The organism is Streptomyces flaveolus, assembly GCF_000716535.1.
GTDB lineage: Bacteria > Actinomycetota > Actinomycetes > Streptomycetales > Streptomycetaceae > Streptomyces > Streptomyces flaveolus_A.
The window spans coordinates 20,967-40,905 of sequence record NZ_JNWV01000006.1 but is presented as its reverse complement, the minus strand read 5'-3'; the positions used below and the strand labels follow the sequence as shown (position 1 = coordinate 40,905).

Here is a 19,939-nt window from a genome sequence, read left to right as displayed (position 1 = left end):
GACATACTTACTAAGTGCGTACTTACTGGACGATCTTCCTCACCGGTGCAATCATGCGGCGCTATCGGCCGGGTCCACCTGGAAGGAGTCCACAGCGATGCAAGGCGACCCCGAGGTCATCGAACTGCTCAACGAACAGCTCACCGCCGAGCTGACCGCGATCAACCAGTACTTCCTGCATGCCAAGCTCCAGGACCACAAGGGGTGGACCAAGCTCGCCCGATACACGCGGGCGGAGTCGTTCGACGAGATGCGGCACGCCGAGGTCCTCACCGACCGCATCCTGCTCCTCGACGGCCTGCCCAACTACCAGCGGCTCTTCCACGTGCGGGTCGGGCAGACGGTGACCGAGATGTTCCAGGCCGACCGGCAGATCGAGGTCGAGGCCATCGACCGGCTGCGCCGGGGCGTCCAGGTGATGCGCGAGAAGGACGACATCACGTCGGCGAACGTCTTCGAGGCGATCCTGGCCGACGAGGAGCACCACATCGACTACCTGGACACCCAGCTCGAGCTGGTGGACAAGCTGGGCGAGGCGCTCTACCTGTCGACCGTCCTCGAGCAGAGCCAGCCCGACTCCTCGGGGCCGGGCACGGGCGGCTTCTCCACCCACTGAGCGCCCGAGGACACGGACGCTAGGCGGCGTCGTCCAGCGGTACGAGGGCCGGGGCGCGCTGGTCGATCAGTTCCCGGCGCGGGCAGGCGCCACGGCCGAGCAGCGCCTGGATGCGCCGGACGCAGCCACCGCAGTCGGTGCCCGCCTTGCAGGCCGAGGCTATCTGGCGCGGGGTGCAGGCGCCGTTCTCCGCGTGCTGCTTGACCTGATCCTCGGTGACACCGAAGCAGCTGCAGACGTACACGCGGATTCACCTCCCGACGGGGTCGCTGTCTCTGCCATCCCCATTGCGGTGAGGCAAACCTAACCTTACCCATCCCCCCGGCACCCGCAAAAGTGGCAGGGGCGCGGATCGGATGTGATCCGCGCCCCAAGACGGGTGGCTACCGGTCCCCGGTCACTGGTCCCGGTACATCTCGGCCACGAGGAACGCGAGGTCCAGCGACTGGCTGCGGTTCAGCCGCGGGTCGCAGGCCGTCTCGTAGCGCTGGTGCAGGTCGTCCACGAAGATCTCGTCGCCGCCGCCCACGCACTCGGTGACGTCGTCGCCGGTGAGCTCCACGTGGATGCCGCCCGGGTGGGTGCCGAGCGCCTTGTGGACCTCGAAGAAGCCCTTGACCTCGTCGAGCACGTCGTCGAAGCGGCGGGTCTTGTGCCCGGAGGCCGCCTCGAAGGTGTTGCCGTGCATCGGGTCGGTCACCCAGGCCACCGTCGCACCGGACGCCGTGACCTTCTCGACCAGCTCGGGGAGCTTGTCGCGGATCTTGCCGGCGCCCATGCGGACGATGAAGGTCAGCCGGCCCGGCTCCCGCTCGGGGTCGAGGCGGTCGATGTACTGCAGCGCCTCCTCGGCCGTGGTGGTCGGGCCGAGCTTGATGCCGATCGGGTTGCGGATCCTCGAGGCGAACTCGATGTGCGCGTGGTCGAGCTGACGGGTGCGCTCGCCGATCCACACCATGTGCGCCGAGACGTCGTACAGCTTGCCGGTGCGGGAGTCGACCCGGGTCAGGGCGGACTCGTAGTCCAGCAGCAGCGCCTCGTGCGAGGAGTAGAACTCGACGGTCTTGAACTCCTCCGGGTCGGTGCCGCAGGCCCGCATGAAGTTCAGCGCGTTGTCGATCTCGCGCGCGAGCTGCTCGTAGCGCTGGCCCGACGGCGAGGTCCGCACGAAGTCCTGGTTCCAGGCGTGCACCTGGCGCAGGTCGGCGTAGCCGCCGGTGGTGAAGGCGCGCACCAGGTTCAGCGTCGAGGCCGACGCGTGGTACATGCGCTTCAGCCGCTCCGGGTCCGGGATGCGGCTGGCCTCGGTGAAGTCGAAACCGTTGACGGAGTCGCCCCGGTACACCGGGAGCGTCACGCCGTCACGGGTCTCGGTCGGCTTGGAGCGGGGCTTTGAGTACTGGCCCGCGATCCGGCCGACCTTCACCACGGGCACGGAGGCCGCGTAGGTGAGGACGGCACCCATCTGGAGCAGCGTCTTGAGCTTGTTGCGGATGTGATCGGCGGACACCGCGTCGAAGGCCTCGGCGCAGTCGCCGCCCTGGAGGAGGAACGCCTCTCCCTTGGCGACGGCCGCCATCCGGGCGCGCAGCTGGTCGCACTCGCCCGCGAAGACGAGCGGCGGATACGACTCCAGCTCCGCGATCACTGCGCGCAGAGCCTCGGGGTCGGGGTACTCGGGCTGCTGCGCCGCGGGCAGGTCTCGCCAGGTGTTGCCAGCGCTCGGGCTGGTCTTAGCGTTCACGGTCACGCCCCCAACATTACGGGGTGATGTCGCGGCGTCCCGCCGGTGCTCAGGTTCTGAGACACCGCGTACACAGTGCGGACATGCGGTAGGGTGCGTCGCATGTTCGCGATTTCGACCCAGAACTGGTGGTGGACCGCTTCTCCGGCGGCCCACTGATCGCGCGCACCCAGAACTTCGCGAAGGCCGCCCGAGGGGCGGCCTTCGGTGTGTCCGGGGCCGTTCCTCTCCGTCAGACGACTCAGAAGGAGCCCCACCCGTGGACCTCATGGACCTGCTGTCCGATCCCCGCCCCTTCGCCCTGCTCCGCCGCCGCACCCCGGGCCACGACGAGCGGCTGGTGGAGGTGCTGCTCGGCCCGGTGACCCGCCGGGACCGGCTCGCCGACCTGCCCGACGAGGGTCTCGCCCTGGTCCCGTTCCGGCAGATCCGCGAGCGCGGCTTCGACGTCCGCGACGACGGCACCCCGCTGCTGGTGCTGACCCCGCAGGAGACGCACACGCTGCCCCTGGACGAGGCCCTCGCCCGGCTCCCCGTACACGACGTGCGGGTCGAGGGCGGCGCTTTCGACGTCGGCGACGAGGAGTACGCGGAGACCGTCGGGCGGGTGCTGCGCGAGGAGATCGGCCGGGGCGAGGGCGCGAACTTCGTGATCCGGCGCACCTACGAGGGCGAGATCCCCGGCTTCGGCCGCGCGGACGCGCTCGCGCTGTTCCGGCGGCTGCTGGAGGGCGAGCGGGGCGCGTACTGGACGTTCGTGGTGCACACCGGGGACCGGACGCTGGTGGGGGCGAGTCCGGAGGTGCACGTCCGGATGAGCGGCGGGACCGTCGTGATGAACCCGATCAGCGGGACCTACCGCTATCCCGCCGAGGGTCCGACGCCCGAGCACCTGCTCGGCTTCCTCGCCGACGGCAAGGAGATCGAGGAGCTGTCGATGGTCGTCGACGAGGAGCTCAAGATGATGTGCACCGTCGGCGACATGGGCGGGGCCGTCGTCGGCCCGCGGCTGAAGGAGATGGCGCACCTCGCGCACACCGAGTACGAGCTGCGCGGGAAGTCCTCGCTGGACGTGCGGGAGGTGCTGCGGGAGACCATGTTCGCGGCGACGGTGACCGGGTCGCCGGTGCAGAACGCGTGCCGGGTGATCGAGCGGCACGAGGCCGGTGGACGCGGGTACTACGCCGGGGCGCTCGCCCTGCTCGGGCGGGACTCCGGGGGCGCGCAGACCCTCGACTCCCCCATCCTGATCCGCACCGCCGACATCTCCGCCGACGGCCGGCTGCGCGTTCCGGTGGGGGCGACGCTGGTGCGCGGCTCCGACCCGGCGGGCGAGGTCGCCGAGACCCATGCGAAGGCGGCGGGCGTGCTGGCCGCCCTCGGGGTACGGCCGGCCCGGCCCCGGGCGGAGCGGGAGCGGCCCCGGCTGGCCGACGACCCGCGGGTGCGGGCCGCGCTGGACGGGCGCCGGGCCGGGCTCGCGCCGTTCTGGCTGCGGATGCAGGAGCGCGTGCCGGAGCCGGCCGGCCACGCGCTGGTGGTCGACGGCGAGGACACCTTCACGGCGATGCTGGCGCACGTGCTGCGCTCGGGCGGCCTGGAGGTGACGGTACGGCGGTACGACGAGCCGGGGCTGCGGGCGGCGGTGTCCGCGCACGCGGGGCCGGTGGTGCTGGGCCCCGGTCCGGGCGATCCGCGCGACGGGGCCGACCCGAAGATGCGGTTCCTGCGGGAGCTGGCGGCGACCGTGATCCGGGAGCACCGGCACGGGGTGCTGGGCGTCTGCCTGGGGCACGAGCTGATCGCGGCCGAGCTGGGCCTGGACCTCGTCCGCAAGGAGGTGCCGTACCAGGGGGCGCAGACGGAGATCGACCTGTTCGGGCGGCCGGAGACGGTCGGCTTCTACAACAGCTTCGTCGCGCACTGCGACCAGGAGGCGGCCCGCGAACTGGCGGCGCACGGCGTCGAGGTGAGCCGCGCGGCGAACGGCGAGGTGCACGCCCTGCGGGGCCCCGGCTTCGCGGGCGTGCAGTTCCACCCCGAATCGGTGCTGACCCTGAACGGCGCGGCGGTCGTACGGGAGCTGATCGGTCAGCTGCGCCGCACGACCGTGTAGCCGCCGGGGGCCGCCGTCAGCCGAAGAACACCCCGATCTCCTGGTACAGCTCCGGGTCCACCGTCTTCAGCCGGGCCGTCGCCTCGGCGAGCGGGACGCGGACGATGTCGGTGGCGCGCAGGGCGACCATCGTGCCGAAGTCGCCGTCGTGGACGCAGTCGATGGCGTGCAGACCGAAGCGGGTGGCGAGCCAGCGGTCGAAGGCGCTCGGGGTGCCGCCGCGCTGGACGTGCCCGAGGACCGTCGTACGGGCCTCCTTCCCGGTGCGCTTCTCGATCTCCTTGGCCAGCCACTCGCCCACCCCGGACAGCCGGACGTGCCCGAAGGAGTCCCGCGACCGGTCCTTGAGGACCATGTCGCCGTCCTTCGGCACGGCACCCTCGGCGACGACCACGATCGGCGCGTACGACGCCCGGAACCGGGAGGTCACCCAGTCGCAGACCTGCTCCACGTCGAAGCGCTGCTCGGGGATGAGGATGACGTTGGCGCCGCCGGCCAGGCCGGAGTGGAGGGCGATCCAGCCGGCGTGCCGGCCCATCACCTCCACCACCAGGACCCGCATGTGGGACTCGGCGGTGGTGTGCAGCCGGTCGATGGCCTCGGTGGCGATGTTGACGGCGGTGTCGAAGCCGAAGGTGTAGTCGGTGGCCGCCAGGTCGTTGTCTATCGTCTTCGGCACTCCGACGCAGGGCACCCCGTACTCGCCGGACAGCCGCGCGGCGACGCCGAGGGTGTCCTCGCCGCCGATCACGATGAGGGCCTGGACGTCCAGCTTGGCCAGGTTGTCCTTGATCCGGCGGATGCCGTCGTCGGACTTGAGGGGGTTGGTCCGCGAGGAGCCGAGGATGGTGCCGCCGCGGGGCAGGATGCCGCGCACCGCGGGGATGTCGAGACGGACGGTGGCGCCTTCGAGGGGACCCCGCCAGCCGTCCCGGAAGCCGACGAAGTCATAGCCGTACTCCTGCACGCCCTTGCGGACGATGCCCCGGATGACGGCGTTGAGCCCGGGGCAGTCGCCGCCCCCGGTCAGTACTCCGACCCGCATGGAAATGTCCCTTCGCAGCGGTTCCCTGACACCCGGTCACGCTAATGGTGATTCAGGTCACACCGGGAGGGGCGGGAAGGGTGATTCCGGTGCATGGCCGGAAGCGGGCGGCGCCGGTCCTACTCCTCGTCGAGGCCGCGCTCTATCGCGTACCGGACCAACTCCACCCTGTTGTGCAGCTGGAGCTTGCCGAGGGTGTTCTGCACGTGGTTCTGCACCGTGCGGTGGGAGATGACGAGGCGTTCGGCGATCTGCTTGTAGCTCAGGCCCTTCGCCACCAGCCGCAGCACCTCGGTCTCCCGGTCCGTCAGCCGGGGCGCGCCCGGCTCGTCGGCGTCCGGCGCGGGCGCGGGCTCGGCGGCCAGCCGCCGGTACTCGCCGAGGACCAGCCCGGCGAGGCCCGGCGTGAACACCGGGTCGCCGACGGCGGTACGGCGCACCGCGTCCAGCAGTTCCTCGGTGGAGGCCGACTTCAGCAGATAGCCGGTCGCGCCGGACTTCACGGCCTCCAGCACGTCCGCGTGCTCACCGCTGGCCGAGAGGACGAGGACGCGCAACGCCGGGTTGTGGCCGACGAGTTCCTTGCACACCTGGACGCCGGGCTTGCCGGGCAGGTTGAGGTCCAGCACGAGGACGTCGGGGGCGGCGGCCTTGGCGCGGCGGACCGCCTGCTCGCCGTCGCCGGCGGTGGCGACCACCTCGAAGCCGGACTCGGCCAGGTCACGGGCGACCGCGTCACGCCACATCGGGTGGTCGTCCACCACCATGACCTTGATCGGGTCCTGCTGTGTCATCGCTGCTCCGCCTTCTTCCCCCGCGCCCGCACGGCGCCCTTCGGTACCTTCAGTTCCACTTCCGTGCCCTGCCCGGGCACGGAGACGATCTCGGCGCTGCCGCCGAGGTCGCGCAGCCGGCCCCGGATCGACTGGGCCACCCCGAGCCGGCCCTCGCCCTCGGCCTGCGCCAGCCGGCCCTCGGGGATGCCGGGGCCGTCGTCCCGGACGGTGACGACGATCTCGCCCGGCTCGTCCTCCACCAGGATCCAGGCCCGGGCCTCCGCCCCCGCGTGCGCGCGCACGTTGTCCAGGGCGGCCCCGACCGCGGCGGCCACCTCGCGGGCCGCGGCCGACGGCAGCAGCACCGGGGCGCCGGGCTCGGCGAGGCTGACCCGGGCGCAGGCGTACCGGGCGAGCAGGGAGCGCAGGTCGACCGGGCCGGCCGTGTCGTCGTCGTCCGGCTCCTCCACCGCGCGGACCACGGCTCCGGCCGCCAGGTCCTCCGAGACCCGGGACACCGGGACCAGGCCGCCCGACACCAGCGTGCGCAGGGCCACCTCCTGCTCCCCGGCCAGCCGGCCCAGCTCGGCCGCCTCGCCGCCGAGGGCCGCGCCCCGGCGCTTCACCATCGCCAGCACCTGGAGCACGCCGTCGTGGATGTCCCGGGCCAGCCGCTCCCGCTCCCGGGTGGCGGCCTCGATCTCCAGCGCGCGGGCGAGGGTGCGCTCGGAGGCGCGGGCCACCTCCACGACGTAGCCGATGGCGATGGAGGCCACCCAGACGAGGATGACGTTGTGCACGGTGTCGCGGGCGGGCCGGCCGCGCTCGACCAGGTTGACGGCGGCCACCGCCGTGGAGGCGATGGCCGCCCAGCGCCAGCCGCCCTTGAGCGCGAAGGCCAGCACCGCGCCCGCCGTCCATATCGACGGCAGGGTGGGACCGCCGCCCGCGATCCGCTCGTGGTTGTCGGCCACCGGGGTGAGCAGGATGCCGACGAGGGCGACGGTCAGGTCGGCGGCCAGGAAACGCCGGGTGCAGCTCGCCGCGCCCGCCACCTTGGGCAGGGTGGCGAGGGTCCACACGGACAGGACGGCGTAGTAGGCGACGGCGACCCAGGGCCGTCTGAAGTGGTCGTACGCGGTGGCGCACAGGCCGATCGCGTACAGCATGGTCAGGACGCGGTAGCCGGCGAGCGCGCGCCACAGCGGCAGCTCGACCGACATGCGCATGACGCGCTCACGCTTGGGCATGTCCCCCGGTTCCCCCCGGTTCCCCCTTGTGCCCTGTCTAGGACTCGGCCTGCTTCTCGCCGGCCTTCTCCGCCTCCTTGGCCGCCTTCGCCGCCTTCTCGGCCTTCTCCGCTTCCTTGGCCGCCTTCGCCGCCTCCGCGATCTGCCGCTTGGCGGCGGTCGCGTAGATGTCGACGTACTCCTGGCCGGAGAGCTTCATGATCTCGTACATGACCTCGTCGGTCAGCGCCCGCAGCACGAACCGGTCGTGCTCCATGCCCTGGTACCGGCTGAAGTCCAGGGGCTTGCCTATGCGGATGCCGGGCCGCATCAGCTTGGGCACGACCTTGCCGGGCGGCTGGATCTTCTCCGTGTCGATCATGGCCACGGGGATGACCGGCGCGCCGGTGGCGAGGGCCACGCGCGCGAGGCCGCCGGGCTTGCCCCGGTACAGCCGCCCGTCGGGCGAGCGGGTGCCCTCCGGGTAGATGCCGAAGAGCTCGCCGCGCTCCAGCACCTCTATGCCGCTCTTGATCGCCGCCTCACCGGCGCCGCGCGCCCCGGAGCGGTCCACCGGGAGCTGGCCGACGCCCTTGAAGAAGGCCGCGGTGAGCCGGCCCTTCACGCCCGGAGTGGTGAAGTACTCCGCCTTGGCGATGAAGGTGACCTTGCGGTCCAGCACGACCGGCAGGAAGAACGAGTCCGAGAAGGACAGGTGATTGCTGGCCAGGATGGCCGGGCCGGTGGCCGGAACGTTCTCCAGGCCCTCCACCCAGGGCCTGAAGGCAACCTTCAGCGGCCCTCCGATGGCGACCTTCATCGTGCCGTACAACACCCGTGTGCCTCCTGTTTCCGTCGAGGAGACCTTAACCCGGAGCGCCGACAATGGACCCGACGACCCTGGTCGGTGTCGGTGCGGTCGCGTACGGTGAAGCACATGCCAGTTCTCCCCGGAGCCGAGCCGTACCGCCACGAGGGCCGGGAGGTGGGGGTTCTCCTCTGCCACGGCTTCACCGGCTCGCCCCAGTCGCTGCGCCCCTGGGCGGAGCACCACGCGGCCCACGGCCTGACCGTGTCCCTGCCGCTGCTGCCCGGCCACGGCACCCGCTGGGAGGACATGCAGCTCACGACCTGGCAGGACTGGTACGCGCAGGTGGACCGCGAACTGCGGCTGCTCGCCGAGCGCTGCTCCCGGGTCTTCGTCGCGGGCCTGTCGATGGGCGGGGCGCTGGCCCTCCGGCTCGCGGCCCGGCACGGCGAGCGGGTCGCGGGCGCGGTGGTCGTCAACCCGGCCAACAAGGTGCACGGCCTGTCGGCGTACGCCCTTCCGGTGGCCCGGCACCTGGTGCGGACGACGAAGGGCATCGCCAGCGACATCGCGAAGGAGGGCGCGGCCGAGCTGGGCTACGACCGGGTGCCGCTGCACGCCGCGCACTCGCTGCGGGTGTTCCTGCGCCGGCTGGACGGCGAGCTGCCCCAGGTCACCCAGCCGTTGCTGCTGCTGCGCAGCGCCCAGGACCACGTCGTCCCGGCGGCCGACTCGGCGCGGGTGCTGAGCCGGGTGTCGGCCACGGACGTCACGGAGATCGTGCTGGAACACAGTTACCACGTCGCGACGTTGGACAACGACGCGGACCGGATCTTCGAGGAGAGCCTCGCCTTCATCGGCCGGCTCGCACCCAGTGTCGGCAAGGAAGGGACGGCCGCAGTTGGCTGAGCACGACTCCGACCGTGAGGACCGAGAGGACCGCGAGGGCCGTGAGGACCAGGGCGGCCACGAGGCCCGCGAGCCGGACAGACAGGAAGTGCCGTTCGACGAGGACGCCGCCTGGCGCGCCATCGTCGCCGGATACGGCGTGGAGCCGCCGGACCCGCCGGGCGCCCGGCCGTTCAAGCCGGTCGAGGATCTGGCGCTGCTGGAGAAGAACGCGGTGAAGGACCAGGAGAGCGAGCCCCGGAGCGAGCCGGAGGACTCCGCTGGCCGGCAGCCCGCCCGGCCGCTGGGCGGCTCGGTCTCCTTCGCGCCCGGCATCGGCCCGCGGGACTACACGGCGCCCGAGGCGGCCGACGACGACTTCGACGAGGACGACGAGGGCCACTTCGTACCGCCGGAGCCGCCCCCGCTGCCGACCGCGGACACGACCGCCCGGTTCGCCTGGCTCGGCGTGGTCGGCGGCCCGGTCCTGCTCCTGCTGGCCGTGCTGCTCGGCTGGGACATGACCTGGTGGCTGGCGACCCTCAGCATCGGCGGCTTCCTCGGCGGCTTCGTGACGCTGGTGGCGCGGATGCGGACGGACGACGAGGAGGACGACGACCCGGGACGCGGCGCGGTGGTCTGAGGCGGCTCAGGCCGGGATTCTGAGGGCGGCGAGGACCGGGAGGTGGTCCGTGGCCGCCCTCAGGTCCGCCTCGCGCACGCCCGGCTGGTCCAGGGGCACCCCGCAGCCCAGCACCTCGACGCCCTTGGTCGCGAAGATCGCGTCGATGCGCTGGTGGGGGTCGGTGGGCGTGGAGGTGAACTCACCGCCCCAGGGAGCGGTCGCACGGCAGTCCTGGAGGGTCTCGGCGAGCCGGCGGAAGGTGCGGCCGTCGGGGCCTTCGTTGAGGTCGCCGCCCGCGACGGCGTGCTCGACACCGAGTCCGGCGAGACGGTCGAGCAGCAGGCCGCCCTGGTCGTGGCGCTCGTCCGGCTGGAGCGACAGATGGCAGCTGAGCACGCCGAGGCGGGCGCCGCCGAAGCGCACCACCGCCGTGGCGAAGCCGCGTCGGTGCAGGCCGGGGGTGAGGGGGAGGAGGACGTCCTCCGTGCGTTCGACGGTGGCGCGCAGGGAGCACAGGACCGCCGGTCCCGCCGCCGTGGCACCGCCGGTGAGGATGACCTGGCCGGAGGCCGCCGCGAGCCGCGCCAGCTTCTTGCGCCAGCGGAAGAAGCGGGGGGCCTCCTGGACGAGGACCAGGTCGGGGGCGCAGGCGGTGATGACCCTGGCGAGGGCGGCGGTGTCGTCCCGCATCGAGCGGATGTTGTAGCTCAGCACGCGGATGACAGCGGAACCGTCGGACTCTGTCGCGGAGTTGGGGAGCAGCGCCATGTGGATCAATGTACGCCCAATGGCTCGGGGCGCGAGGTGCGTGGGCGACCGCCACGGCCTCGTGGCTGGTCGCGCAGCTCCTCGCGCCCCTTGGTGAACGCGTCTTACATGATCGGGTCGGGCTCCCGGGCCAGGTCCGCCGCGCCGACCAGGCCCGCCTTGTTGCCGAGCTGGGCCGCGATCACGTCGGCGACCGGGCGCCAGTTGCCGCCGACCAGCCAGCGCTTGTAGGACTTGCGGATGGGGTCGAGGACCAGCTCGCCCTCGTCGGACAGGCCGCCGCCGACGATGAACGCGGACGGGTCGAAGAGGGAGGCCAGGTCGGCGAGGCCGGCGCCGGCCCAGCGGGCCAGCTCGCGGTAGGAGTCGACGGCGACGGGGTCGCCCTGGCGGGCGGCCATGGAGATGTGCTTGCCCTCGATGCCGTCCGGGGTGCCGTCGCCCAGCGAGAGCAGCAGCTCGGCGTTCTCCGGGGTGGCGTTGGCGCGCTGCTTGGCGTAGCGGACGAGGGCGCGGCCGGAGGCGTACTGCTCCCAGCAGCCCTGCGAGCCGCAGCCGCACAGCAGGCCGTCCGGGACCATCCGGATGTGGCCGAACTCGGCGGCCACGCCGAAGTGGCCGCGGCGCAGCTTGTTGCCGATGATGATGCCGCCGCCGAGGCCGGTGCCGAGCGTGATGCAGATGACGTTGCGGTGGCCCTTGCCGGCGCCGAACTTGTACTCGCCCCAGGCTGCGGCGTTGGCGTCGTTCTCGACCACGACGGGGAGGCCGGTGCGCGCCTCGACCTTCTCCTTGAGCGGCTCGTTGCGCCAGTCGATGTTCGGCGCGAAGTACACCGTGGAGCGCTGCCGGTTGACGTAACCGGCCGCGCCGATGCCCACGCCGACGATCTCGTGCCCGGCGCGCGCGCCCTCCACCGCCGAGGCGATGGCGTCCACGATGGCCTCGGGCGTGGTGGGGGTCGGCACCTTGAAGGTCGAGAGGATGTTGCCTTCCTCGTCGACCACGCCGGCCGCGATCTTCGTGCCGCCGATGTCGACGCCGATGGTGAGTCCCATGAATCCCTCAGTTTCGGTCGAGCCCCGCTACGGCCAACCGTACCCGAGGCCCTGCCCTGCGAGGGCTTCAGTCCAGGTCGATGCGTTCCCCTGGGCCGGTGCCCTCGCCCGGGTCGCGCGGGTCCTTCCGGTCGCGCGCCGGGTCGGCCGTGCCGGCGGTCCAGCGGTGCTCCTGGGCCTGGACGGCGGAGCGGTAGGCGGCGAGCAGTTCGCTGCCGGCCGCGGCCAGGTGGTCGAAGACGTCCGGGTTGCGGTCTATGACGGGCTCGACGGCGGCCTTCGCCTGCTGGACGACCTGCCGCACCACCTGCTGGGCGGCGGGTCCGGCGAGACCGCCGAGGAGCGGTGACTGGAGGCCGGCCAGCTTGTCGGCCACCGTGTCCACGAGCTTCTTCAGTTCCTCGGCCGCCGAGCCCGGCGGCGTACCGTGCTCGGCGCGGCGGCGGGCCTGCTCGGCGGCGAGGTCCTCGGCGGCGGCCGTGGCCCAGGCGTCGGCGTCGGTCGCCTTCGCCGGCTCCTCCGGGGAAGGGTCGGGTGCGGGACGCTCTTCGCTCATGGCGGCTCCTGACTACGGTTCGCCTTTACGACGTTACCCGAACGGGCGTACCCGTTCACCGTCCGGCGGCCGGCCACAGCTGCGGGTCCGGGGCGAACCGGATGCGCAGCTCGCCGTCCCGCAGTCCGGCGCCGGCGACGGTGCAGCGGCGCAGGGCGGAGGGCAGCGGAACGATCCGGCGGAACGGGCCCGCGGTGATCAGGAGTTCGTCGCCGCGCCGGACGAGGTCCAGCTCGTCCCGTATCGCGCCGGGCAGCGGAAGGTGCCAGACCAGCACGCCGTCCTCGGCGAGCCGGTCGGTGACAGGCCACCCGACCGGGGTGGTCGCCGGGTTGACGCCGGGCACGGCGAGGGCGGTGAGGTCGTCCGGGCCGTGCGGGTCGTGGCCGAGGTGCGGGACGGGGTGGACGTCGTACGACTCCTGCCAGTCGGCGAGCGCCTTGCGCTGCTGGGCCAGGAGCGGGGAGAGCCAGCTCTCGGCGCCGGTCTCGGGCAGGGTGCGGTTGGCGATCAGGGACTCGGTGCGCAGGGCGCGCAGGGCGAGGCCGAGGGTGGCGGTGCGAACGGCGTCGGCGCCCGCCGGGCCGGGCTCGGCGACCAGGCGCACGGCGGTGTTCCGGTCGGTGAGGACGGCCTCGACGGCGGCCAGTTCGACGTCCCAGCGGGCCGCCGTCTCGTAGAGCCAGTCGGCGGGCATGGGGACGCCGGCGAGCCGGCCGAGGACCGGGCGCAGGGCGCGGGCGGCCTGCCGTTCGGGCGGCAGGAGGCGGCGCAGGTAGCGGCGCAGCTCCTCGGGCAGGGCGAGCAGGGCGAGGGCCTGCGGAAGGGGCGGGAGGTCGACGACGAGGAGGTCGTAGCGCTCGGACAGGGCCGCGTCCCGCAGCGCGCGCAGGAAGGACAGTTCCTCCGCGCCGGGCAGCGGGGTGACCTCCTCGGCGTCCAGGCGGGAGGCGCCGAGGAGGTCGAGGACGTTCGCGGCGCGGGTCTGGAAGGCGGTGAGGTCCTGCCGGAAGCGTTCGGCGGCGTCGGGCCGCCAGGCGGTGAGGTGCGGGGTGACCTCGGTGGGGACCGGTCCTGTCGCGGTGCCCAGGGCCGTACCGGGGGTGTCCGTGCGGTCGGCGCTCAGCAGGAGGGTGCGGTGGCCCTCGCGGGCGGCTCGGAGCGCGGTGGCGGCGGCCACGGTCGTACGACCGCCGCCGCCGGGGCCCGTGATCAGGATGGTGCGCATGACGGTGAACGGTACCGTCGCGCACGGGACCTGAACGGAGGTGTCTACTTCTCCCTCGACTCGACCCGCTTCTTCAGACCCGCCAGTGCCCGGTCGATGATGACCTTCTCCGCCTTGCGCTTGATCATGCCCAGCATGGGGATCTTGACGTCGACCGTGAGCTGGTAGGTGACCTCGGTGGCGTCCGCGCCGGCCGGCTTCAGGAGGTAGGAGCCGTCGAGGGAACGGAGCATCTGGGACTTGACGAGGGTCCAGGAGACCTCGTGGTCGCCGGTCCAGGTGTAGGCGAGGGTCTGGTCGTCCTTGATGGCGCCGGCGTCCATGACGAGACGGACCTGCTCGGCGCGGCCCCGCTCGTCCGAGGCGAGGACCTCCGCCTCCTTCACCTCACCGGTCCAGTCCGGGTAGCGCGCGAAGTCGGCGATCACCGCCATGACGTCGGCCGGAGCCGCCTCGATCGTGATGCTCGAACTGGTGTGTTCCGCCATCGCCGTGGCTCCTCCAGATGCGGGCCGGGTTGGAGAGTTCGTGTGCGCCGGGCTGCGCACGTGTGTGCAGCGTGAAGGCTACCGCGCCGCCGACCTGCCGCCTTCACCGCGCCTGCCGGACCTCACCATTCGAGTGCCCAGGGCGTGCCGGTCCCGGCGAAGTGCCCCACGTTCACGCACTCGGTGGCGCCGATCCGCATCCGGCGCGCCAGCGGCTGGTGCACGTGCCCGAACAGGGCGTACCGCGGCCGGGTGCGGTGGATGGCGTCCAGCAGGGCCCGGCTGCCCCGCTCGAAGCGGCGGGCCACGGTGTCGTAGACCAGTTCGGGCACCTCCGGCGGGATGTGGGTGCACAGGACGTCGACCTCGCCGACGGCCTCGATCTTCGCCGCGTACTCCTCGTCGCTGATCTCGTACGGGGTGCGCATGGGGGTGCGCAGGCCGCCGCCGACGAAGCCGAAGGTCCACCCGCCGATCTCCACCCGCCGGCCGTCGAGGACCGTGGTGCCGGGCCGGGCGTACTCCGGCCAGAGCGCCGGCATGTCGACATTTCCGTAGGTGGCGTACGTCGGGGTGGGGAACGCGGCGAACAGCTCGGCGTACTGCTTGCGCACCGCCTCCTCGATGGCCGTGGCCCGGTCGGCGCCGATCCCGGCCCACAGCCGGGCGCCGAACGCGCGGGCCTCCTCGAAGCGGCGGGCGGTGCGCAGCTCGACGATGCGGTCGGCGTTCTCCTTGCCGAACAGGTCCGGGAAGATCCCGCGCGAGTGGTCGGCGTAGTCGAGGAAGAGGACCAGGTCGCCGAGGCAGATCAGGGCGTCGGCACCGTCACCGGCCCGGGCCAGGTCGCGGGCGTTGCCGTGCACGTCGCTGACCACGTGGACGCGGGTGCGCCGGGCGCCGGAACGTGTGGATGCCATGGCGATCAAGCGTAGGCGTGTGCGGTCCAGGTGAACAGTGCCGGTCCGGCCTGCGGTTACTCGCCGGTCGGTTCGGCCGTGGACTACTGTGCGCGAAGGAACGCCCACGTGTGTGACGCAGCGAACATCTCGCCGGGACCCCCTGTCGTAGACGCCATACCGGCGGGTAACGTCCGGGCAGTCCAGTCGTGCTCAGGATTTCAACATGTGAATGCTCATGTTGTTCCGGAGCACTTGCCCGAGCCTTGGACCGCACCGTCGCATCGCACAACGTCGTGGCGCCGGCGCCCTATGAGGAGCAGCAGTCTTGCGCGAGTTCAGCCTTCCGGCTTTGTACGAGGTCCCCGCGGACGGGAATCTGACCGACATCGTCCGCAGAAACGCCGCGCAGCATCCCGACGTCGCCGTGATCGCCCGCAAGGTGAGCGAAGCGAAGGGGGGGGTCCCCCCGGACGAAGTCTGGGGGAGGTGCCTGGCAGGACGTGACCGCACGGGAGTTCCTGGCCGAGGTGCGCACCGCCGCCAAGGGCCTCATCGCCTCCGGCGTGCAGCCGGGCGACCGGGTGGGTCTGATGTCGCGGACGCGGTACGAGTGGACGCTCCTGGACTTCGCGATCTGGAGCGCGGGCGCGATCACCGTGCCGGTGTACGAGACCAGCTCGCCGGAGCAGGTGCAGTGGATCCTGTCCGACTCGGGCGCGACCGCCTGCATCGTGGAGCTGGACAACCACGTGGCGGCCGTCGAGGCGGTGCGCGAGTCGCTGCCCGCGCTGAAACACGTCTGGCAGATCGAGGCCGGGGGCGTCGCGGAGCTGGGCCGGCTCGGGCAGGACCTGTCGGACGCGACGGTGGAGGAGCGCAGCTCGCTCGCCAAGGCCGACGACCCGGCGACCATCGTCTACACCAGCGGCACGACCGGGCGCCCCAAGGGCTGTGTCCTCACCCACCGCAGCTTCTTCGCCGAGTGCGGGAACGTCGTGGAGCGGCTGCGCCCGCTGTTCCGCACCGGTGAGTGCTCCGTCCTGCTCTTCCTGCCGCTCGCGCACGTCTTCGGGCGGCTGGTGCAGGTGGCGCCGATGATGGCGCCGATCAAGCTGGGCTGCGTCCCGGACATCAAGAACCTCACCGACGAGCTGGCAGCGTTCCGGCCGACGCTGATCCTCGGTGTGCCGCGGGTCTTCGAGAAGGTCTACAACTCGGCGCGGGCCAAGGCGCAGGCGGACGGCAAGGGCGCGATCTTCGACAAGGCGGCGGACACCGCGATCGCCTACAGCAAGGCGCTGGACAGCCCCTCGGGCCCGTCGTTCGGCCTGAAGCTCAAGCACAAGGTCTTCGACAAGCTGGTCTACAGCAAGCTGCGCGCGGTCCTGGGCGGCCGGGGCGAGTACGCCATCTCCGGCGGTGCCCCGCTGGGCGAGCGGCTCGGGCACTTCTTCCGCGGCATCGGCTTCACGGTGCTGGAGGGCTACGGCCTGACCGAGTCCTGTGCGGCCACCGCGTTCAACCCGTGGGACCGGCAGAAGATCGGCACGGTCGGGCAGCCGCTGCCCGGCTCGGTGGTGCGGATCGCGGACGACGGCGAGGTGCTGCTGCACGGCGAGCACCTGTTCAAGGAGTACTGGAACAACCCCGGCGCGACGGCGGAGGCGCTGGCCGACGGCTGGTTCCACACCGGTGACATCGGCACCCTCGACGAGGACGGCTATCTGAGGATCACCGGCCGGAAGAAGGAGATCATCGTCACGGCGGGCGGCAAGAACGTGGCCCCGGCGGTGATCGAGGACCGGATCCGGGCGCACGCGCTGGTCGCGGAGTGCATGGTGGTGGGCGACGGGCGGCCGTTCGTCGGCGCGCTGGTCACCATCGACGAGGAGTTCCTGGGCCGCTGGTGCTCCGAGCACGGCAAGCCGTCGGGTTCCACCGCGGCGTCGCTGAAGGACGACCCGGATCTGCTCGCCGCGATCCAGGCGGCCGTGGACGACGGCAACGCCGCGGTGTCGAAGGCGGAATCGGTGCGGAAGTTCCGCATTCTGCCCTCCCAGTTCACGGAGGAGTCGGGCCACCTCACCCCGTCGCTGAAGCTCAAGCGGAACGTGGTGGCGAAGGACTACTCGGACGAGATCGAGGCGATCTACGCCAAGTAGCCTCCCTCCTGCCAGAGCGTCATGGCGCGGTGTCCTCGGCGAGGACCCGCGCCATGGTGCGTTCGGCGAGGGCCGTGATGGTGACGAAGGGGTTCACGCCGATCGACCCGGGTACGAGCGAGCCGTCGGTGACGTACAGCCGTGGATATCCCTTCACCCGCCCGTAGGTGTCGGTGGCCCTGCCCAGCACGCAGCCGCCGAGCGGGTGGTAGGTGAAGTCGTCGGCGAAGACCTTGTCACCGGAGCCGAACAGGTCGTACCGGTAGATCGTGGCGTTGGCCGCGTTGATCCGGTCGAACAGCTTCTTGGCCATGCCGGCGGAGACGGCGCTCTGGGCGGCGGTCCAGCCGAGCCGCACCGCGCCGGAGGAGGCGTCGTACGAGAACGTCGCCCGCTCGGGGTTCTTGGTGATCGCGAGATACAGGCTGATCCAGTGCTCGAAGCCCATGGGCAGCGGGGCGATCTCCGCGAAGACCGGGTTGTCGGGGTTGGCCCAGTCGTCGATGCCCATGACGGGCATGGTGGCCTGGTCGGCGCCGACGGTGTCCCACACGTGGTTGGCGCGGCCGAGCATGGTGTTGCCGTTGGTGCCCCAGCCGGCGCCCACGGCCCGGGAGAGGTCGGGCAGGGTGCCGGTGTCCCGGGCGCGGACGAGGAGTTCGGTGGTGCCGAGGCTGCCGCCGCCGAGGAACAGGCGGGTGCAGCCGTACTGCCGGGTCCCCACGACGGAGCCGGTCTCGTCGATGCGGTCGGCGGTCAGGACGTACGATCCGTCGCCCGCCCTGGTGACCGACGTGACCTTCTCCAGGGTGTGGATCGTGACGTTGCCGGTGCCGAGGGCGGCGGCCAGGTAGGTCCGGTCGAGGCTGCGCTTGCCGTGGTTGTTGCCGTAGATGACCTCGCCGGCGAGCGCGGACTTCGGCGCGGTGCCGGCGGCCTCGCGCCGCATGTGGTCGAAGTCGTGGACGTTCGGCACGAACGTGGTCTTCAGACCGGCGTTGGCGGCGGCCTTCCGGGAGGTCCGGGTGAACCGGTACCACTCGGTCGACTCGAACCAGGCCGGGTCGACGGAGTTGACGCCGAGCATGGCGCGGGCGCGCGGGAACCAGGTGCCGTACATCTCGTCGGCGTCCACGGCCGGGAACTGCTCGGTGAAGTAGGACCGGGGCGGGGTGACCGCCATGCCGCCGTTGACCAGGGAGCCGCCGCCGACGCCCCGGCCGACGTAGACGGACATGTGGTCGTAGTGCACGCGGTCCAGGACGCCCGGGTAGGGGGTGATGGCCCGGTCGACCACGTCCAGCCAGAGGAAGGTGGCGAGCGGGGCCTCGGTGCGCGAACGGAACCACATGGAGCGCTGGTCGGGGGCGCTGGTGGAGCAGAACACCTTGCCGTCGGCGCCGACGGTGTTCCACAGCCGGCCCATCTCCAGGACGAGCGTGCGGATGCCGGCCTGGCCGAGGCGGAGGGCGGCGACCGCGCCGCCGTATCCGGAACCGACCACGATGGCCGGGGAGTTGTCGACGGCGGCCGGTTCGACGGCGCGCGCGGACTGGAGACCGATGCGGGTGAGACCGAGGGTGGCGGCGGTTTGCAGCGCGGCCATTCCGAGGATGTGACGCCTCGTCAGTTTTGCTGTCATGCGTGCAGCATCGGCGGATTTTCAGGTTCCGCCCAGAGCGTCGGCAGGGTTCAGAGCAACGTTTTCAACCTCTCCGCCAGCAGGTCCCAGCGCCACCTCTCCTCCACCCACTGGCGGCCCCGCTCCCCCATGCGGCGGCGCAGTTCGGCGTCGGCCAGCAGCGCCACGATCCGTTCGGCGGTCTGCTCCACCGAGCCGCCCCGGACCACCCAGCCCGTCTCACCCTCCAGGACCGCGTCCGGGGCGCCGCCCGAGTCGCCCGCGACGACCGGCAGGCCCGTCGCCGACGCCTCCAGGTAGACGATGCCGAGGCCCTCCACGTCCAGGCCGCCGCGCCGGGTGCGGCAGGGCATGGCGAAGACGTCCCCCGCGCCGTAGTGCGCGGGCAGCTCGGACCAGGGCACGGCGCCCGTGAAGCGCACCGAGCCGGCGACCCCCGTCTCCCGGGCGAGGCGGCGCAGGTCCTCCTCGTACGGCCCGCCGCCGACGATGAGCAGGACGGTGTCCGGCTCGGCGGCCAGGATCATGGGCATGGCCCGGATCAGGGTGTCCTGCCCCTTGCGCGGGACCAGCCGGGAGACGCAGACGACCACCGGACGGTCGGTGAGCCCGAGCCGGGCGCGGACCTCGTCGCCGCCGGACCCCGGGTGGAAGGTCTTCTCGTCGACCCCCGGCGGCAGCTGCGTCATCCGCGAGGCCGCCTCCGGTGTGAGGGCGGTGGCTATCCGGGAGCGGGTGTACTCGCCGAGGTAGGTGATCGTGTCCGTGGACTCGCCGATCCGGCGCAGCAACTGCCGGGCGGCGGGCAGCTGGGCCCAGCCGGCCTCGTGACCGTGGGTGGTGGCCACCAGCCGTTCGGCGCCCGCCTTCCGCAGCGCCGGCGCCATCAGGCCCAGCGGTGCCGCCGCGCCGAACCACACGGACGTGCACCCGTGCTCGCGGAGCAGCCCGACCGCCCGCCGGGTGGCCCGCGGGGTGGGCAGCAGCATGGTCGTACGGTCGCGTACGACGGTGAAGGGCTGCTCGGCGTCGAAGGCGGCGGTGGCCTCGGCGCCCTCCCGGCCGCGCTTCCAGGTGGAGGCGTAGACGACCAGCCGGCCGGGGTCCAGGCGGAGGGCCATGTTGTGCAGGAAGGCCTGGATGCCGCCCGGCCGGGGCGGGAAGTCGTTGGTGACGATCAGGGTCTTGTGCATCGCCGCCGACCCTACCGAACGGGGCGTTCCCGGGCGGGCGCGGCCGAGCCTGTGGCATCCGCACAGGTGTGCACGACATCATGGACGCTCGCAGC

Annotated in this window: 19 protein-coding genes and 1 pseudogene; 6 read left to right on the top strand and 14 right to left on the bottom strand. The window is 72.2% G+C overall.

Annotation, left to right across the window (positions count from 1 at the left end; all coding sequences use genetic code 11):
• Positions 1–97: 97 nt before the first annotated feature.
• A complete protein-coding gene (gene bfr, locus OO52_RS06775) occupies positions 98–616 on the top strand; it encodes a bacterioferritin (RefSeq protein ID WP_030641971.1) in 519 nt (172 codons plus the stop codon).
• Positions 617–635: 19 nt separating this feature from the next.
• Here the strand turns inward: bfr and OO52_RS06770 are convergent, their stop codons facing one another.
• Together OO52_RS06770 and OO52_RS06765 are read right to left on the bottom strand one after the other, a co-directional pair.
• Positions 636–860, bottom strand: a complete 225-nt coding sequence (locus OO52_RS06770) for a (2Fe-2S)-binding protein (RefSeq protein WP_030641969.1) — start codon at positions 858–860, stop codon at positions 636–638.
• Between the two features lie 153 nt (positions 861–1,013).
• Complete coding sequence (locus OO52_RS06765) at positions 1,014–2,366, bottom strand: class II 3-deoxy-7-phosphoheptulonate synthase (protein ID WP_030641967.1); 1,353 nt, start codon at positions 2,364–2,366, stop codon at positions 1,014–1,016.
• A gap of 96 nt (positions 2,367–2,462) precedes the next feature.
• Here OO52_RS06765 and OO52_RS54520 point away from each other — a divergent pair, with 96 nt between their 5' ends.
• Both OO52_RS54520 and OO52_RS06760 read left to right on the top strand, forming a co-directional pair.
• Positions 2,463–2,519: a trp operon leader peptide gene (locus OO52_RS54520; protein ID WP_158712480.1), complete on the top strand. Its 57-nt coding sequence runs from the start codon at positions 2,463–2,465 to the stop codon at positions 2,517–2,519.
• Positions 2,520–2,619: 100 nt separating this feature from the next.
• Entirely contained in the window at positions 2,620–4,476 is a 1,857-nt protein-coding gene (locus tag OO52_RS06760; RefSeq protein ID WP_030641965.1) for an anthranilate synthase family protein, read from the top strand.
• Between the two features lie 16 nt (positions 4,477–4,492).
• Here OO52_RS06760 and OO52_RS06755 read toward each other — a convergent pair whose 3' ends face one another.
• The 4 genes from OO52_RS06755 to OO52_RS06740 all read right to left on the bottom strand — a co-directional run bounded on the left by OO52_RS06755 (position 4,493) and on the right by OO52_RS06740 (position 8,346).
• Positions 4,493–5,521, bottom strand: a complete 1,029-nt coding sequence (locus OO52_RS06755) for a 6-phosphofructokinase (protein ID WP_030641962.1) — start codon at positions 5,519–5,521, stop codon at positions 4,493–4,495.
• Positions 5,522–5,640: 119 nt separating this feature from the next.
• Entirely contained in the window at positions 5,641–6,315 is a 675-nt protein-coding gene (locus OO52_RS06750; RefSeq protein ID WP_030641960.1) for a response regulator, read from the bottom strand.
• Positions 6,312–7,547, bottom strand: a complete 1,236-nt coding sequence (gene macS / locus OO52_RS06745; RefSeq protein ID WP_030641958.1) for a MacS family sensor histidine kinase — start codon at positions 7,545–7,547, stop codon at positions 6,312–6,314. The genes OO52_RS06750 and macS overlap by 4 nt, the downstream gene beginning before the upstream one ends.
• A 37-nt stretch (positions 7,548–7,584) precedes the next feature.
• On the bottom strand, positions 7,585–8,346 hold the full coding sequence (locus OO52_RS06740; protein WP_030641956.1) for a lysophospholipid acyltransferase family protein: 762 nt from the start codon (positions 8,344–8,346) through the stop codon (positions 7,585–7,587).
• A gap of 117 nt (positions 8,347–8,463) precedes the next feature.
• On the opposite strand from OO52_RS06740, the gene OO52_RS06735 reads away from it, so the two are divergent.
• The gene (locus tag OO52_RS06735; RefSeq protein WP_030641954.1) at positions 8,464–9,243 is read left to right on the top strand and encodes an alpha/beta hydrolase; all 780 of its coding nucleotides are present in this window, start codon (positions 8,464–8,466) and stop codon (positions 9,241–9,243) included.
• Entirely contained in the window at positions 9,236–9,865 is a 630-nt protein-coding gene (locus tag OO52_RS06730) for a hypothetical protein (protein WP_030641952.1), read from the top strand. Before OO52_RS06735 ends, OO52_RS06730 begins: the two co-directional genes overlap by 8 nt.
• 6 nt (positions 9,866–9,871) lie before the next feature.
• Here the strand turns inward: OO52_RS06730 and OO52_RS06725 are convergent, their stop codons facing one another.
• From OO52_RS06725 to OO52_RS06700, 6 genes are all read right to left on the bottom strand, one after another.
• Positions 9,872–10,615, bottom strand: coding sequence for an endonuclease/exonuclease/phosphatase family protein (locus tag OO52_RS06725; RefSeq protein ID WP_030641950.1), 744 nt, complete (start codon positions 10,613–10,615; stop codon positions 9,872–9,874).
• A 104-nt stretch (positions 10,616–10,719) separates the two neighbouring features.
• Positions 10,720–11,673: an ROK family glucokinase gene (locus tag OO52_RS06720; protein WP_030641948.1), complete on the bottom strand. Its 954-nt coding sequence runs from the start codon at positions 11,671–11,673 to the stop codon at positions 10,720–10,722.
• A 67-nt stretch (positions 11,674–11,740) separates the two neighbouring features.
• On the bottom strand, positions 11,741–12,229 hold the full coding sequence (locus OO52_RS06715; protein WP_030641946.1) for a DUF5304 domain-containing protein: 489 nt from the start codon (positions 12,227–12,229) through the stop codon (positions 11,741–11,743).
• Between the two features lie 55 nt (positions 12,230–12,284).
• The gene (locus OO52_RS06710; RefSeq protein ID WP_030641944.1) at positions 12,285–13,457 is read right to left on the bottom strand and encodes an ArsA family ATPase; all 1,173 of its coding nucleotides are present in this window, start codon (positions 13,455–13,457) and stop codon (positions 12,285–12,287) included.
• A 44-nt stretch (positions 13,458–13,501) separates the two neighbouring features.
• The gene (locus OO52_RS06705; RefSeq protein WP_030641942.1) at positions 13,502–13,945 is read right to left on the bottom strand and encodes an SRPBCC family protein; all 444 of its coding nucleotides are present in this window, start codon (positions 13,943–13,945) and stop codon (positions 13,502–13,504) included.
• A gap of 122 nt (positions 13,946–14,067) precedes the next feature.
• On the bottom strand, positions 14,068–14,865 hold the full coding sequence (locus OO52_RS06700; RefSeq protein WP_030641940.1) for a metallophosphoesterase family protein: 798 nt from the start codon (positions 14,863–14,865) through the stop codon (positions 14,068–14,070).
• A 307-nt stretch (positions 14,866–15,172) separates the two neighbouring features.
• Here OO52_RS06700 and OO52_RS06695 point away from each other — a divergent pair.
• A pseudogene (locus OO52_RS06695) lies at positions 15,173–17,009 on the top strand (AMP-dependent synthetase/ligase).
• A gap of 19 nt (positions 17,010–17,028) precedes the next feature.
• Here the strand turns inward: OO52_RS06695 and OO52_RS06690 are convergent.
• Together OO52_RS06690 and OO52_RS06685 are read right to left on the bottom strand one after the other, a co-directional pair.
• Positions 17,029–18,615 carry a GMC oxidoreductase gene (locus OO52_RS06690; protein ID WP_030641937.1) on the bottom strand — a complete coding sequence of 529 codons (1,587 nt, stop codon included), beginning with the start codon at positions 18,613–18,615 and terminating at the stop codon, positions 17,029–17,031.
• An 86-nt stretch (positions 18,616–18,701) separates the two neighbouring features.
• Positions 18,702–19,844, bottom strand: a complete 1,143-nt coding sequence (locus OO52_RS06685; protein ID WP_030641935.1) for a glycosyltransferase family 4 protein — start codon at positions 19,842–19,844, stop codon at positions 18,702–18,704.
• Between the last annotated feature and the right edge of the window lie 95 nt (positions 19,845–19,939).